We start from the raw sequence: 16461 nt of genomic DNA on the forward strand, positions 1-16461 counted from the left end.
TCAGCGCATTTCCTCCATGGGTTCGACGCCGATGATGCCAAGACCCGAGGCGATCACCAACGTCACCGCCCGCAGCAATCCAAGCCGGGCGATGGACAAATCGCGGTCGCCCTCGATCAGGAAGCGCAACCGGGCATCGTCCTTGCCCTTGTTCCACAGACCGTGGAACGCGGCGGCAAGATCGTACAGATAGAAGGCGATCCGATGCGGCTCGTGCGCTTCGGCGGCGCTTTCCACCACGCGGGGCCATCCCGCAAGCGCTCTGATCAAACCAAGCTCGGCCGGATCGGTCAAGCGCCCGAGGATGACGGGTTCGGGAACCAGGGTCAGCGGGTCGATTTCGGGCCACAATTCGGCGGCATGGCGCATCACCGAGAAACAGCGGGCGTGGGCGTACTGGACATAGAACACCGGATTGTCGCGGCTTTGTTCCAGCACCTTGTCGAGGTCGAAATCGAGATGGGCGTCGTTCTTGCGGGTCAGCATGATGAAGCGGACGACGTCGCGCCCGACCGCATCGACCAGATCGCGCAGGGTGACGAAGGTGCCCGCCCGCTTGCTCATCTTGTAGGGCTCGCCACCCTTCAACAGGTTGACCATCTGGCACAGCTTGACGTCGAGTGCGCCGTGCCCGCCGGTCATCGCCGCCACCGCCGCCTGCATCCGCTTGACATAGCCGCCGTGATCGGCGCCCCAGACGTCGATCATCACGTTGAAGCCGCGACGGTATTTGTCGAGGTGATAGGCGATGTCGGACGCGAAATAGGTCCACGACCCATCGGACTTCTTCAACGGCCGATCGACATCGTCGCCGAACTGGGTGGCGCGGAACAGAGTCTGCGGACGGGGTTCCCAATCTTCGGGCAGCTTGCCCTTCGGCGGTTCCAGAACGCCCTGATAGATCAGATCCTTGCCGAGCAGGAATTCCTCGGCCGCGCTCACCTTGCCCGCTTCGACCAAGCCGCGCTCGGAAATAAAGACGTCGTGGCGAACCCCCAGCGCGGCCAGATCGCTCTTGATCATTCCCATCATCGCGGTGACGGCATAGTCGCGGAACAGCGGCAGCCACTCGGATTCGGGCGCGGTCTGGAACCGGTTTCCGTGCTGCCGGGCCAGATCCTCGCCCGACGGCTTCAGATATTCGCCCGGATACAGCCCCTCGGGGATCGGACCGATTTCTTCGCCCAGCGCCTCGCGGTAGCGCAGGTGCACCGAACGGGCCAGCACGTCAACCTGCGCCCCGGCATCGTTGATGTAATATTCGCGGGCGACGTCGTGACCGGCCTTGCTCAACAGCGAGGCCAGCGCATCGCCGACCACCGCGCCACGGGCGTGGCCGACATGCATCGGCCCGGTCGGGTTGGCGGAAACGTATTCGACATTGACGCGCAGCGAGTGGCCGATATCGGACTCGCCATATCCCACGCCCTCGCGCAGCACGTCGCCCAGGCGCTCGGCCCAGAACGAATCGGACAGACGCAGATTGATGAATCCCGGACCGGCGATCTCGGCCGCGACCACCGCGGGATGGGAGCGCAGTTCGGCGGCCAGCTTTTCGGCGAGATCGCGCGGCTTGATCCCCGCCGGCTTGGACAGAACCATCGCCGCATTGGTGGCGACGTCGCCATGAGAGGTCTCGCGCGGGGGTTCGGCGGTAACGCGGCTGGTATCGAGTCCGGACGGCAGCGCCCCGGCGTCGGTCAGACGGCCAAGGGCGGCGAGGATCTCGTCGTGAAAATACCGGAACAGATTCATGGTGTCGATTTCGCTGGGAAAGGTTGGGGGTCGGGATCGTGCCACCACCGCCCGGTCCTGTCCATCCCCGTCGCCATCAAGGCGGCGTCGAAGCGGGACCGGGAAATCCTGCGGCGGCGCTGTTTTACGGCTTTTCCTGAAGGTCGAACATCCGCCGGTGCTCGTCGAGGGCGAAACGGTCGGTCATCCCGGCGATGTAATCGCCCACCACCCGGGCGGTACGGGGTGTGCCCTTGCCGTCGGTGAGGCGACGCCATTCCGGTGGCAGGCATTCCGGCTCGGACCACAACAGGCGGAACAGTTCCTTGACCACCCGTCGCCCCTTGCTGGTCATCCGGTTGACGGTGAAATGGCGGTACATGTGGGTGAACAGAAAGTCGCGCAGGGCGGCATCGTGGGCGCGCATCTCTTCCGAGAACGCCGCCAGCGGCTGGCCGAGATGGCGGACATCGTCGGCGCTTTCGGGCCGGAGTTCGGCGATGCGGCGGCGGGTTTCCCCGGTCAGGTCAAGGATCATGATCCCGATCATCCGCCGCACCACCTCGTGGATGTGCAGCGACGGCTCGGCATCGGGGAAGTCGGCGCGGACCTGATGGAACAGCGGCCCGACCAGCGGCAGATCGGCCAGATCGCGGATCGAGAACAGACCGGCGCGTAATCCGTCGTCAAGATCGTGATTGTTATAGGCGATATCGTCGGACAGCGCCGCGACCTGGGCCTCGGGCCCGGCGAAGCTGTCGAGACCGAGATCGTGCAACTCGGCATATTCGGCGATGGCGCGGGGCAAGGGCCGCCCCTTGTCGCGGGCCAGCGGTCCGGTCAGCGGCCCGTTATGCTTGACCAGACCTTCCAGGGTCTCCCAGGTCAGATTCAGCCCGTCAAACGCGATATAGCGGCGTTCCAGCCGGGTGACGATCCGCAGCGACTGGGCGTTATGGTCGAAGCCGCCATAATCGTGCAGCACCTCTTCCAGCGCGTCCTCGCCAGCATGGCCGAACGGGGTGTGGCCGAGATCATGGGCCAGCGCCAGCGCCTCGGCCAGATCTTCGTTCAGCCCCAGCATCCGGCTAACCGAGCGGGCGATCTGCGACACTTCAAGCGAATGGGTCAGCCGGGTGCGGTAATTCTCGCCCTCGTGATAGACGAACACCTGGGTCTTGTATTGCAGGCGACGGAACGCGGCGGAATGGATGATGCGGTCGCGGTCGCGCTGGAACGGCGAGCGGGTCGGGCTGTCCGCCTCGGGGTGAAGCCGCCCGCGCGCGCGTTCGGGATCGCTGGCAAACGAGGCGTGAGCACCGACGCCAAAAGGACGGGAGTGGAGATCGGGCGGAAAACTCATGCCGGGGACACTACCTCCCGGGCGGGAACAATGGCAATCCCTCCGTCATCTTCGGCGAAGATACACCGGTCGCGCCCGCCTTCCTTGGCCTGATACAGGGCAAGATCGGCCCGGCGCATCAGCGAATCCAGCGTATCGCCCCGGACGAAGCGGGCGAGTCCAACGCTGACCGTCCCCTCGACCCCCCGTGCCGTCTCGTCCTCGGCATAGGCTTGCCGCAGCCGTTCGGCGACGGCGAGCGCAGGGGCGACGTCGGTGTCGGGCAACAGGGCAACGAATTCCTCGCCCCCATACCGGCAAAAACTGTCTTCGGCCCGCAAAGAGGCCAGAACCAGGGTGGAGAAGCGGCACAGCAGGGCATCGCCGAAAGCGTGGCCGAAGGTGTCATTGGCCCGCTTGAAATAATCGAGATCGAACAGCAACACCGTCAAAGGCTGGGCCGAGCGTTCGGCACGAGCCATCGCCTTCCCCGCCACCAGGGCGAGGGCGCGCCGGTTCAACGTCCCGGTCAGCGGGTCGAGGTTGGCCTGACGCTTCAAATCGGCGTTAAGCCGTTCCGAAATCAGGATCAGTTGGGTAAACGTGTTGACCAGCAAATGAATGAAGCCAAACACATGGACGCCGACGACAAAGGTGGCGCCTGAGAAGAAATCGGTGATCGTCTCGCCCGACGCGACATAAGTCCGCACGAGATAAAAGATCGCCATCCCCAGATTTACCGATCCGCAGAGGCGGCGGACCAGAACCGGCGACGGCCCCGGACGCAACAGAACCCAGGCGGACGCTCCGCACAACAGCGAAGCCGCCGTCGACATCACCATCACCCGGGCCGCGATCGAGGGGGTGATGTAGAGAAAATAGGCCAGCAGAACGGCGACGACGACGACCAATGCGGCGTAAAAGACAAAATTTGTTTTCTTTCCAAGGAATTGATGGAACCCGCTCAACAAGAATGCCAGCGCCACCACGATCAGGGTGTTGGAGGCGACAATCCCCAGGAAATCGGGCAGGACATCCCGCATCGCCGACAAAATCATCCCGACCGCGCCGGTCGCATTGCAGATCGCCCAGCGGGCGACCCCGGGAACGGGCAGATTGTCGCGATTGACCAGATAGAGGGCCCCTGCGGAAAAGATCGCAGCCAGAACAAGGGGAACCAGCAAAGTGCGGACATCAAGCATGATCTAATCCGGCGTGTCGTGACCGGCCATTCTGCCACGCCACGGAAACAACCGCCTACCCCGTTCCCCCAGCATCGACAATTCGGCTCCAACTCCCTCTTGCATCTACCGGTATCCCTAGCCGCTTTTGCGCGGGTTGTCGGGCGTGGCAGTGGCTGGTATCGTCCAGTCCGGTTCGCGCCGCAGTGCGGGTTCGGACATTTGAGAGTGGGGAGTGAGATGGACCAAATCAAGACGGCGATCCTGGGAGCCAGCGGCTATACCGGTGCCGAATTGCTGCGTTTTCTGGCCGGGCATCCCGCCTTTCGCGTCACCGCGCTGACCGCCGACCGCAAAGCCGGGCAACCGATGGCCCAGGTCTTCCCGCATCTCGCCGCCCTCACCCTGCCCGATCTGGTGTCGATCGATCAGGTCGATTTCGCTGCGATCGACGCGGTGTTCTGCTGCCTGCCGCACGGCACCACCCAGGAGGTGATCTCCGCCCTGCCCGCCTCGGTCAAGATCTGCGACCTGTCGGCCGATTTCCGGCTGCGCGACGTCGATACCTATGCCCGCTGGTACGGCCATCCCCATCAGGCGGTCGAGCTTCAGAAAACCGCCGTATATGGCCTGACCGAACTGGCCCGGCCGGAAATCCGCACGGCGCGGCTGGTCGCCAATCCCGGCTGCTATCCGACCTCGGCGCAATTGCCGCTGATTCCGCTGCTGCGGGCCGGGCTGATCAAGGCCGACGACATTATCATCGACGCGATGTCGGGCGTGTCGGGCGCGGGCCGGGCCGCCAAGGAAGCCAACCTCTATACCGAGGTCGCCGAGGGGATCCACCCCTATGGCATCGCCGGGCACCGCCACGCTCCCGAGATTGAACAGGGCCTGTCCGACGCCGCCGGGCGGAGCGTCGAAGTCAGCTTTACCCCCCATCTGATGCCGATGAACCGGGGAATGCTCTCGACGATCCATGTCCGCCCCGCCGCCGGAGCCGATGCCGGAGCGCTCCGGTCGGCGTTGGCCGAGATCTATCGCGAGGAACCGTTCGTCCGGGTGCTGCCCGAAGGAGCCGTTCCCGCCACCCGTAACGTGCGCGGATCGAACCAATGTCTGATCGGGGTGTTTCCCGACCGCGTTTCCGGCCGGGCGATTTTGGTTTCGGCGATCGACAATCTGGTCAAGGGGGCGTCCGGTCAGGCGCTCCAGAACATGAATCTGATGTTCGGCCTGCCCGAAACACAGGGCCTTGACCTGCAACCGATGTTCCCCTGAGGCAAAATATGAGCGGTTTGATCCTTCCTTGGCAGGGCCGGTTGCCCGAGATCGACGCGACCGCTTTCATCGCGCCCAACGCGACCGTGGTCGGCGATGTGACGATCGGAGCCGAGTCCAGCATCTGGTTCGGCTGCATCCTGCGCGGCGACGTCAATGAAATCCGCATCGGGGCCAGGACCAATATCCAGGACGGCACGGTGGTGCATGTCACCCGCCGGACCTTTGGCACCTATATCGGGTCGGACATCACCATCGGCCACGCCGCCGTGCTGCATGGCTGCACGCTGGAAGATTGCTGCTTCATCGGGATGGGCGCGGTGCTGCTCGACGGGGTGGTGATCGAGCGCGAGGCGATGGTCGCCGCCGGGGCGGTGGTGACGCCGGGCAAGCGGGTCAAGAGCGGCGAATTATGGGGCGGCAACCCGGCCCGGCTGCTGCGTCCGCTGACCGAGCAGGATCGGGCTCATTTCCTGGTCTCGGCGGCCAATTACACCGAACTGGCCCGACAATACCGCGACGGCCCCGCTTAAAGCGTTGCCAGAATGAATGCGAAGCGAACCGCCAAAGGCCTGCTGAACCGGCTGACGCGCCCTCTGGCCGCGATCGGTCGTCGGCTGACCACCCGTGAGGAAGAGGAAGCGGGGCCGGATTCCGCGTCGTCCGAGCCGTTCGACGACCGTCTGGTCGATGACACTTTCACCCTGACCCTCGACGAAATGCTGGCCGAGGATGCCGGCCGCTTCCAGGTCAAGCTCCAGATCATCTCGCTCATTCAGTTCCGCGAGGGAGTCGGCGAGAAATGGACCCGGCTGTCGGAAAAGGTGATGCTGATCGCCGAAGGTGTCATCGCCCAGCATCTTGGCGCGGGCAATGTTTGCGGGCGTCAGGGCCAGGATTTCTTCGTCCTGCTGTTCCGTACCGTTTCTCATGCCGAAGGGCGGCGGCGCGCGATCGTGATCGCCCAGGAATTGGGAACCCGGCTGCTGGGCAACCAGTTTATCGCCGGTGATCAGCCGCTGGCCCTGGCCGCCGAGCTCGACCTTGCCGACGCGATCGGCCCCGATGGGCGGCTGAAGCCTGCCGCCTTGGCCGACGCGATCGCCGCGACGCGGGCGCAGATCGCCCGGGACAATCCCGGCGGCGGACGCCCCGAGCCGGTTCTGGTCACCGACAGCACCGGCGGGGGCAGACGTTCGCTGCTGTCCGGACAGAGCAGCGGGTCTGACGATTCGTCGGACCGGGGGGCGGAGACGGCGTGGGCGGGCCGCACCGACCATCGCGAGGTCGATCCGGTCGATCCGCGCTGGAAGAAGATGGAGACCGGGCAAAAACGTCCGCCGACCGAGCCGGATTGGAAACCGCTGGAGACCGAGCAGAAGCGCACCCGATCCGATCCTGACTGGAAGCCGCTGGAGACGGCGCGACGGGTTTCCGAACCGCGGTCGGATTCCCCACCGCCGCTGCCCGCCGATGCGGTTCTGTCGCTGTCCTGGCGGCCGACCTGGATGGGAACGAGCGAAACCCTGGGGGCCTATCAGGCGCGGATCAGCCGGGTCGATCAGCCGGGGCAGACGCCCCACGCAGGCAGCCGCGCCTATCCGTTCGAAGGTGGCGAGACCGCGTTGCTGCTCGACCGCGCCGTCGTCGCTGGAGCGGTGCGCGAATTGTGCGCCGCCGACGCTCCCTCGCCCCGCGCCGCGCTAATCTTGCCGCTGCATTGGGCTTCGGTCAGTTCGGCTCGCCGTCTGTCGCTGCTGGCTCCGCTGGCCGATCTGACCGACGGCCAGCGCAGTGGACGGGTCGTCTTCGAACTGTTCGGCCTGCCCGACGACCTTGCCACCCGCGATCTCGGCGACACCATTATGGCCCTGCGCCCACTGTGCCGCGAGGTGATGCTGCGGGTCTCGCTCGATCAGCCCCGCGCCGCCCGCGCCGCCGATTGCGGTGCCAGCGCCATCGGGACCGATCTCGACGACCTTTCCGCGACCTCGCCAGCCGACGACGACGATCTGCTCGACGCCCTGGCCGGACTGCATCAGAAAGCCGATGCGGTCGGGCTCGGCGTCTATGCCTGGGGTTTGCGCCGCCGCGCCATCGTCACCGGAACCGTGATGGGTGGCTACAGCCTCATCAACGGTCCCGGCCTGATGAAAGACCTGCCTCGCCCCGCCCGCGCCCTGCCCGCCCCGCGCAGCCGCTTCGCCACGACGTAACGGCTCCTAGCCCGGCAGGGATTCGGTCTGACCGGGCGGGCGGTCGGCGACGTCGCCACGGGCAATCGTCAGCGACTTGACCAAGGCCGTCACCGCCATCCCCGGCTTCAATGACAATTCGGCCTGAGCCTCGGCGGTGATCCGCGACCACAAGGAGCAGCCGCCGCACTCGAGCATCACATCGACCAGGGTGCCATCGAACGGAGCGACCGAGCGGACCTGGGCGGACAGCCGGTTCCGGACGCTGAGGCCAACGGGCGGAACCAGCGCGATTGCGACATCCTGGGCGTGAATGCGCACCCGCACCGGCGTTCCCATCGGCAAAGCAAGCCGCCCCACCTTCAACTCGCCACCGGGGAAGGACAACACGCTGATCCCGTACTCGGAATCCTCGCGACAGAGGGTCGCGGCCAACACCGACCCTGCTTCACCATGGCCGGTCAGTCCGGCATAAGCGGGGGAGGACAGCAGATCCTCGACCGGTCCGATCGCGGCCAACCGTCCGGCATCAATCAGTGCCAGGGTATCGGCCAGCCGCAACACCTCTTCCATCGAGTGACTGACATAGACGATCGGAATGTCGAACTGGCGCGACAGACCGGCGATGAAGGGCAGCAGATCGTTCTTGCGCCCGCCATCGAGCGAGGCCAGCGGCTCGTCCATCAGCAGGATGCGGGGCGACGCCAGCAGGGCACGACCGATCGCGACGCGCTGCTTCTCACCGCCGGACAGGCCGGTGGGGCGGCGGTCGAGCAGGTGAGCGATTCCCAGCACCGCGACGACGTGATCGACCGAGACGCGGCGTTCGGCGACCGGGAGCCGCTTCATGCCGAAGCACAGATTGTCGCGCACCGACAGATGGGGAAACAGGCGATGTTCCTGGAAGACATAGCCCAGGCGGCGCGCTTCGGGCGGCAGGTCGATCCCGGCCTGGCTGTCGAACAGAACCTTGCCATCGACCGCGATCCGGCCGCAATCGGGCCGTGACAGACCGGCCACCATGTTGACCAGCGAGGTCTTGCCCGATCCGGAGCGGCCGAACAAAGCGGTGACACCGGCCCCGGCGGTAAAGGCCATCTCCAGCGAAAAGTCACCCTGGCGGCGGGTGACGTCGATTTCCAGCATTGCGGTCATCCCTCCATCCGGGCGCGCATCCGCCGGGCCAGGATTTCCGACGCCAGCAGCGCGGCAAAGGCGACCACCACCGAGATGATGCACAGGCGAAACGCCGGTTCGTCGCTGCCCGGCACCTGGGTCAAGGCGTACAGCGCAATCGGTAGGGTCCGGGTCTCGCCCGGAATATTCGAGACGAAGGTGATGGTGGCACCAAATTCCGACAGCGAGCGGGCGAAGGCCAGGATGACCCCGGCCAACACGCCGGGCATCGCCAGCGGCATCGTGACCGAAAAGAAGGTCCGGATCGGGCCGCAGCCCAGCGTCCGCGCCGCCTGTTCCAGCCCGCGATCGACCCCTTCGAGCGCCAGCCGGATCGCTCGGACCATCAGGGGAAACGCCACCACCGCCGAAGCGATCGCGGCCCCTTTCCAGGTGAACGCGAGGGTGATGCCGAACCAGTCGTACAGCCATCCGCCCACCACGCCCTTGCGGCCGAGCAGGACCAGCAAGGCATAGCCGACCACCACCGGGGGCAGAACGAGCGGCAGATGGATCAGTCCATCGAACAACGACTTGCCGGGAAAATCGCGCCTCGCCAGCAGCCAGGCGGACAGGATGCCGAACGGCAGAGACCCCACCACCGCCCAGCCGGAAACCAGCAGGGACAGCGACAGGGCCTCGCGTTCAAGCGGGGTCAGGGTAAACCACAAGGACACGGAAAGACCCCGCCGTCGGCTAGTTGACTTTAAAGCCGTAGCGGGCGAACACGCCCTTGGCTTCCGGGCTGCGCACGAAGTCGAGGAACGCCCGCGCCGGAGCCGAATCCTTGCCCGCGACCAGAGCGAAGGGATAGACGATCGGATCGTGCATGCTGTCGGGGAACACGCCAACCACCTTGACCTTGGTGCTGACGGCAGCATCGGTGGCATAGACGACGCCCAGCGGAGCCTCGCCGCGTTCGACCAGGGTCAAAGCGGCGCGAACACTGTCGGCCCCGGCGACCTTGGGAGCCACGGCACCCCACTGTCCGGCACGTTCCATCGCCTGCTTGAAATAGAGGCCGACCGGAACCGAATCCGGATTGCCGGTGGCGATGCGGCCTTCGCCCGCCAAAGCGGCAATATCGGTTTTCGGCGACAAATCGATCTTGCCCAGGGTGGAATTGGCGGGGGCGATCAGAACCAGAAGATTGCCGAGCAGATTGAAACGGCTTTCGGGATCGACCAGCTTTTGCGCGACCATGTGGTCCATCCACTTCAGGTCGGCGGACACGAAGACATCGGCGGGAGCGCCCTGCTCGATCTGGCGGGCCAGCGCCGAAGACGCGGCATAAGACGCCACCATCTTGTCCCCGGTGCGGGCGGTGTAGAGTGCACCGATATCGTTCAGGGCGTTGGTCAGAGACGCGGCAGCGAACACGCGCACCTCCGCGGCCATCGCCGTTACGGAAAAACAGGTGAGAACAAGGCCGAACAAAGCGGCAATCAGACGGGTCCTGGGCATGCGGAACATCTCCGTTCACGGTCAAGGATCATCTTTATATAGTCCAAGACCATAACGATGTCTCGCCTTTTCCCACCCCGACCGGGTAGGGTTGATCCCGGTCATGAACTCATGCCGATTCCGTTCCGGCGGTCGGTAAAGCGATGGTGACGGTGGTCCCCTTGCCCACGATACTGTCGATATCCATCCGTCCGCCATGGAGATCAACCAGAGAGTGAACCACCGCCAATCCAAGGCCGGTTCCCTTGTTGGGACGGGCCTGGTTGGAATCCACCTGTTCGAACGGATGCACCAGACGGGGAATGTCCTTCTCTTCGATTCCAATCCCGCTATCGCTGACCCGGATCAACGTCATTGGCCCATCGGCGGTGACCTCGATCGTGATCTGTCCACCCGCGGCAGTGAATTTGACCGCGTTCGACAACAAATTGAGCAGGCATTGCCGCACCGCGCGTTGATCGGCGTGTATCGCGAGCGGTGCCCGTTCGGTCCTGAACCCGATCCGGATTCCCAGTGTTTCGGCATCGGCCTGAAGCAGGCGGGCGCACTCGTGAACCAGCGGGGTGATGGCGAAAAGAACGGGATGAAGCACCCATTTGCCCGCCTCGATTTTCGACAGATCAAGCAGATCGTTGACCAGTTCGAGCAGATGCTGGCCGCTGTCGTGAATATTGGCGGCGTATTCGCGATAACGGGCACAGAGACCTTCGCCCTCGCTCTCGATCAACAGCAATTCCGAAAAGCCTAAAATCGCATTCAGCGGGGTGCGGAATTCATGGCTGACATTGGCGAGAAAATGCGACTTGGCGCGGTTGGCCTCTTCGGCGGCTAGACGGCTTTCCATCAATTCGCGTTCGGCCAGTTTGCGTTCGGTGATGTCGGAGAATATTCCGACATATTTGTCGATCGCTCCCCCCTCGCCCCGGATCAACGCGATCGACAACCAGACCGGATAGACTTCGCCGTTCTTGCGGCGATTCCACAACTCGCCCTGCCATGTCCCGCGCTGGTCCAGTTCGGCCCACATCGCGGAATAGAACTCCCGATTTTGCCGCCCCGATCCCATCACCCGCGGATTACGCCCCTCGATCTCGGCGGGTGAAAAGCCGGTGATCTTGCAAAAGGCGGGGTTAACCGCCGTGATCCGCGACTGGGCGTCGCACACCATGATTGCCTCGGCGGAAGAATCAAAAATGGTCCCGGCGAGGCGGAGATTCTCGGCCTCACTCCGCCGCCGCGCCTCGACCTCAAGGCTCAGGCTGCGGTTGGCCTCGGTCAGCAGGCCAAGCAATCGCTTCGACTCGGCATGAGAGCGGTGCAGGTCGATGAACACCCGCACCTTCGACAGCAGCACCACCTCGTCAATCGGCTTCTCGATGTAATCGACCGCGCCGACGCCATAACCGCGGCGGCGATGATCGTTGTCGCGATGGGCTGCCGTCAGGAAGATAATCGGCATGTCGCGGGTCTGCTCTTCGCCCCGCATCAGTTCGGCGACTTCATAACCGTCGATTTCCGGCATCTGCACGTCGAGCAGCACCAGGGCGAAATCATGGTTGAGGCAGAGTTTCAGCGCTTCATTGCCCGAACTGGCGCTCATCACCTCGACGTCGATCTTTGAAAGCAGCCGTTTTAGCGCCACCAGATTGGCGGCCTGATCATCGACGATCAGCAATTTGGACCGGGGCGGAACAAAATCACCGTCGGGCGAGGTCATCTTCTGGCCTCCGCTTTTCTGAAGATGCGATTGATCTCGTCCACCGGACGGAAGATGTCGGCAGAATCCGAAGGGTTAAGGGATTCCCGTGTCCCCAGGCACAGGAATCCCCCCCGAACCAGGGCATCGGAGAACTGCGACAGGACCTGTTTTTGCAGAACCCGATCGAAATAGATCAGCACATTGCGGCAGACCACCATGTGGACCTCGCAGAAAATGCCGTCGGCGACCAGATTATGATGCGCGAAGACGATCCGCGACCGCAAATCCTCGTTGAATTTTACAAACCCATAGGCGACGTGAAGATGATCTTCCAGGCTTCCGGCTCCGCCGGCGGCGGAATAGCCGCTGGAGCAGGCCTGCGACACCATCTCGGCGGAATAGATCCCCTCTTCGGCCTTGGCCAGCGCGAAATCGTTGATGTCGGTGGCGAAAATCTGTGACTTGGCCAGCAAACCTTCTTCCTTCAGCAGGATCGCCAGGGAATAAGCTTCTTCGCCGGTGGCACACCCGGCCTGCCAGATCGCGATGCGGGGATAGCTTTCCAGGACGGGCAGAACCTTGCGGCGCAAAGCCAGAAAGACCTCGGGATCACGGAACATCGAGGTTACCGGGACCGACAGACTGGTCAGAACCTGTTGCAGGAACTCGTCTTCATGGAGGACACGGGGGATCAGCCCGGACAAAGTGGAATAACCGAGAGAGCGAGCAAATGCCGACAACCGCCGCCGCATCGATGCGCGGGCATAATGGCGGAAATCATAACCGTGACGCTGGTGCAGTGCCTCCAGGAACAGACGGACCTCAATGTCTTGAATCTCGTCCGGAATCATCTGGTGGCATCCTCGCGCGGGCGCAGCCAGAACCGGATCAACCCCAGCAGATGGTCGATGTCGATCGGCTTGGAGACATGCTCGTTGGCCCCGGCGGCAAGGCAGCGTTCGCGGTCGCCCGGCATCGCTTTGGCGGTCAGGGCCAGTATCGGCAGAGTAGCCCGCCCTGGATGGCGGCGGATTTCCGCAATGGCGGCATACCCGTCCATTCCCGGCATCATGATGTCCATCAAAACCATGTCGAGATCGGGATGAAGATCGACCTGGGCCACCGCCTTCAATCCATCCTCGGCGACGAGCACCGAAAACCCCCGGTTTCGCAGGGCCTTGGACAAAGCGAAGGCGTTTCGCATGTCGTCATCGACCACCAGGATCGTGCGCCCGATCAGGTCGTCCTCGCGCTGGGGCGATTCGAGCGGGGCAACGGCGCGGACGCTGTGAAGGAACAGAGTCACCTCGTCGAGCAATCGTTCGGGCGAGCGGGCACTCTTGACGACGATACTGTCCGTATAATCACGTAGTCGCAACGTCTCGTCGTAACTGAGATCCTTGGCGGAATGAATCACCACCGGAGGGAGCGGGATGCCGTCGGCGCGAGCGCGGTCAAGCATATCAAAGCCGCTGATGTCAGGCAGAATCAGATCGAGAATCAGACAATCGAACCGCTCGGCGCGCAGCAGGTCGAGCGCGGCCGCACCGGTCGATACCTCGCGCAGATCGACCGTATCGTCCTGGATCAGGGCGGCCGTGGCGGCACGCGAGAGGGGATCGTCATCGACGATCAGCACCCGCCGCGGAGTCTCGCCCGAGAAATGAGATAATCGGTCGAACACCTCGTTCAGCCGGTCGCGATCGACCGGCTTGGTCAGAAAGCCGGCGGCCCCCATCCGCAGGCCGCGAATGCTGTCATTGGTGGCCGAAATGAAATGGACCGGAATCGGACGGGTCAGCGGATCGTGCTTCAACGCCTCCATCACCGCCCAGCCATTCAGGCCGGGCAGACCAATATCAAGCAAAATACCGGTCGGGCGTAATCTTCGCGCCAGTCCCAACCCCTCGATTCCGTCGCCGACGCGAATGCTTTTAAAGCCGCGAGAATGGGCCAGATCGGACAGGATGAGCGAAAAGGCTTCATCGTCCTCGACGATCAGAATCACCGGATCACCCGCCTGCACCACATCGCGATCATCCGGAAAAGCCGGGGCTGACAAAAGCGGATGGGATTCGTCCTGGGGAGTATCCGACGAAAGATCCGATGGCAGCGGAATCAACGGCAGGGTCAGGGTAAAGGTACTGCCCCGGCCCAAGACGCTTTCAACCCGGATGTCGCCGCCCATCAGTTCGGCCAGACGGCGCGAGATGCTAAGACCGAGCCCGGTGCCGCCATACTGGCGACTGGTGGTGCCATCGGCCTGCTCGAAGGCATGGAAGATATGCTCCAGTTTGTCGGCGGGAACGCCGATCCCGGTGTCGGCGACGGCGATCGCCAATCGAAACGCGGGTACAGACTCGGTCTCGGACAATGCGGGCACCCGATGCAAGCGCACCCCGATCCCGCCCTGTTGGGTGAATTTGATCGCGTTGCCGACCAGATTGGTGACGATCTGTTCGATCTTGACCCCGTCGGCGTAAATGGATTGCGGCAGGTCCGGATCGACCTCGACGGTCAATCCCAAATCCTTCTCGGCCGCCAAAGAGGCAAAGCGGCGCCGGATAGCGGCGGCTATCGCGGCGGGATGCACGTCTTCCAGACACAGATCCATCTTGCCCGCCTCGACCTTCGACAGATCGAGGATGTCGTTGATCAGGCGCAGAAGGTGGCTTCCGCCGTCATGAATGATCCGAGCGGACTCGATCTGATCGTCACTCAGATTGCCACCCTCGTTGTCGGCCAGTCCCCGCGACAGAATCAACAGGCTGTTGAGCGGGGTGCGGAGTTCGTGCGACATGTTGGCGAGGAATTCCGACTTGTAACGGCTGGCTTCGTCGAGTTCCTCCGCCCGGCGTTCGGACTCGCGGCGAGCGGCCTCCAGCGCGGCCCCCTTCTCGACCAGGGCTTCGTTGGCGGTCTGCAATTCAGCTTCGGAATTGCGCAAAACCTCGGCTTGATTGGCCAGATTCTCGGACTGGACCCTCAACATCTCGTTTGTGGCGGTCAATTCCTCACTCTGAAGCTGCAATTCCTCCTGCGAGGCGCGCAATTCCTCGGCCTGGAGACGGGTTTCCTCCAACAGGTCGCGAGTATTGATATTGCGTTCCAGCACCTCCAGCGTCAGGGCGGCAACCGGAATGATGGCGTCGAGCAGCGACTGCTGGACCGGTGTAAGCGCGCAGAACGAAGCGATCTCGATCACCGCCAGCGTCTCGCCTTTGGTCTGCACTGGAACCAAATGAATCCGCCGGGGCTTTGCCTCTCCCAACCCCGAACTGATGCGGAGATAATCCTCGGGAATGTCGGTCACCATGATCGGGACACGCTGGCGGGCGCACTGGCCGACCAACCCCTCGCCGTTTCTGATCGGAAGAGAGACATCGCCGAGCCCATAGAACCCGAGGGGGAAGAACCGGCCGCCGTCGTCCTGACGGAGGTAAAATAACCCGGCACCTCCACCCAGCAGCGGCACCAGCGCGCCGATCAGGGATTGGGCATAGTCTTTCGGCGTTTCCGCCCGCTGCATCAGGTCGGTCAGCTCGGCCACCCGGCTCTTGACCCAACCTTCGGCGCTCAATCGTCGCGAGGATTCTTTGAAGACCTCGACCGCCGCAGCCATCGCCTGCACTTCGCTGGCTCCCACTCCGCTAAGGATGGGGGTATCCAGCTTGCCCTCGGCCAATCGCAACATCGAGCGTCGCAACGAATCGAGCGGACGGACAATGCCCCGGGTTATCGAAATCGACAATGCCGTCCCCAGCAGAACCAGGACGGTCAACAGCACGCCGAGATGGGTGACAACGTCGTTCCGTTCGCGCCGCGACTGTTCTTCGAACGCACTGGCCCGCCGGAGGGCAAAGAAAATAACGACCTCGATCTCGCGTTCAACCGCAGCGGCATAATCGCGTCCCGGCCCATTGAGACTGGTCTCGATCTGGTCGAACCGCCGCGCCCGCGACAGATCGAGGATCAGGTCGCGATAGCCCCGCCATTCCGCCAGCGCGCGGTCGATCCGAACCACGTCGGCGGTAGGGCCAAGATAGCGTTCCCGAACCAGAGCGAGACGGCGCAGGATATCGGCATCCAGTCCGGCGATCTTGCGGGCGACATCTTCCTGCTGCTCGGGTCGGACAGCTTGAACCAGATCGCCCAGCAAGCTTTCCATCTTGGCGAAGGAAACCCGGGCCTGTAACGCCTCGGTGCTGACGGTAAAGGGGTGGTCGAACAATTGTTCGGTCAGTTCCGACAATTGATGAATCCGCACGATCGCAAATGCTCCGATCGCCACGGTCATCAGCAGAACCAGACCGAATCCCGTGACCAGACGGGTGTTGATCGATGTGTCACGCATCGGCATGGACGATCTCCAGCAACCTGCGGATCTTG

Annotated in this window: 12 protein-coding genes; 3 read left to right on the forward strand and 9 right to left on the reverse strand. The window is 63.6% G+C overall.

Translation table 11 applies throughout. The features are described from left to right. The 3 genes from argS to BLW40_RS00425 form a co-directional block, all read right to left on the reverse strand. Entirely contained in the window at positions 1–1755 is a 1755-nt protein-coding gene (argS, locus tag BLW40_RS00415; protein WP_074764449.1) for an arginine--tRNA ligase, read from the reverse strand. Positions 1756–1879: 124 nt separating this feature from the next. Continuing rightward, positions 1880–3097, reverse strand: a complete 1218-nt coding sequence (locus BLW40_RS00420) for a deoxyguanosinetriphosphate triphosphohydrolase (protein ID WP_074764451.1) — start codon at positions 3095–3097, stop codon at positions 1880–1882. Continuing rightward, positions 3094–4278, reverse strand: a complete 1185-nt coding sequence (locus tag BLW40_RS00425) for a GGDEF domain-containing protein (protein ID WP_074764453.1) — start codon at positions 4276–4278, stop codon at positions 3094–3096. The genes BLW40_RS00420 and BLW40_RS00425 overlap by 4 nt, the downstream gene beginning before the upstream one ends. Positions 4279–4497: 219 nt before the next feature. Between BLW40_RS00425 and argC the strand changes: the two genes are divergently transcribed. The 3 genes from argC to BLW40_RS00440 are packed head-to-tail and all read left to right on the forward strand — an operon-like array spanning position 4498 to position 7754. After that, on the forward strand, positions 4498–5538 hold the full coding sequence (gene argC, locus BLW40_RS00430; RefSeq protein ID WP_074764455.1) for an N-acetyl-gamma-glutamyl-phosphate reductase: 1041 nt from the start codon (positions 4498–4500) through the stop codon (positions 5536–5538). 8 nt (positions 5539–5546) lie between these two features. Further along, positions 5547–6071, forward strand: a complete 525-nt coding sequence (locus BLW40_RS00435; RefSeq protein ID WP_074764457.1) for a gamma carbonic anhydrase family protein — start codon at positions 5547–5549, stop codon at positions 6069–6071. Positions 6072–6083: 12 nt separating this feature from the next. Then, positions 6084–7754 carry a hypothetical protein gene (locus BLW40_RS00440; RefSeq protein WP_074764459.1) on the forward strand — a complete coding sequence of 557 codons (1671 nt, stop codon included), beginning with the start codon at positions 6084–6086 and terminating at the stop codon, positions 7752–7754. Between the two features lie 6 nt (positions 7755–7760). Here the strand turns inward: BLW40_RS00440 and modC are convergent, their stop codons facing one another. The 6 genes from modC to BLW40_RS00470 form a co-directional block, all read right to left on the reverse strand. Then, positions 7761–8879 (reverse strand): molybdenum ABC transporter ATP-binding protein, encoded by a 1119-nt coding sequence (modC, locus tag BLW40_RS00445; protein WP_074765026.1) that lies wholly within the window; start codon positions 8877–8879, stop codon positions 7761–7763. Between the two features lie 5 nt (positions 8880–8884). Next, positions 8885–9580, reverse strand: a complete 696-nt coding sequence (gene modB, locus BLW40_RS00450) for a molybdate ABC transporter permease subunit (RefSeq protein ID WP_074764461.1) — start codon at positions 9578–9580, stop codon at positions 8885–8887. A gap of 25 nt (positions 9581–9605) precedes the next feature. Further along, complete coding sequence (gene modA, locus BLW40_RS00455; RefSeq protein ID WP_074765028.1) at positions 9606–10373, reverse strand: molybdate ABC transporter substrate-binding protein; 768 nt, start codon at positions 10371–10373, stop codon at positions 9606–9608. A gap of 109 nt (positions 10374–10482) precedes the next feature. Then, on the reverse strand, positions 10483–12090 hold the full coding sequence (locus tag BLW40_RS00460) for a hybrid sensor histidine kinase/response regulator (protein WP_074764463.1): 1608 nt from the start codon (positions 12088–12090) through the stop codon (positions 10483–10485). After that, on the reverse strand, positions 12087–12923 hold the full coding sequence (locus tag BLW40_RS00465; RefSeq protein WP_074764465.1) for a CheR family methyltransferase: 837 nt from the start codon (positions 12921–12923) through the stop codon (positions 12087–12089). The genes BLW40_RS00460 and BLW40_RS00465 overlap by 4 nt, the downstream gene beginning before the upstream one ends. Next, positions 12920–16426 (reverse strand): response regulator, encoded by a 3507-nt coding sequence (locus BLW40_RS00470; protein WP_170834498.1) that lies wholly within the window; start codon positions 16424–16426, stop codon positions 12920–12922. Before BLW40_RS00470 ends, BLW40_RS00465 begins: the two co-directional genes overlap by 4 nt. Positions 16427–16461: the final 35 nt, after the last annotated feature.

This window comes from Magnetospirillum fulvum (assembly GCF_900108475.1).
GTDB lineage: Bacteria > Pseudomonadota > Alphaproteobacteria > Rhodospirillales > Magnetospirillaceae > Phaeospirillum > Phaeospirillum fulvum_A.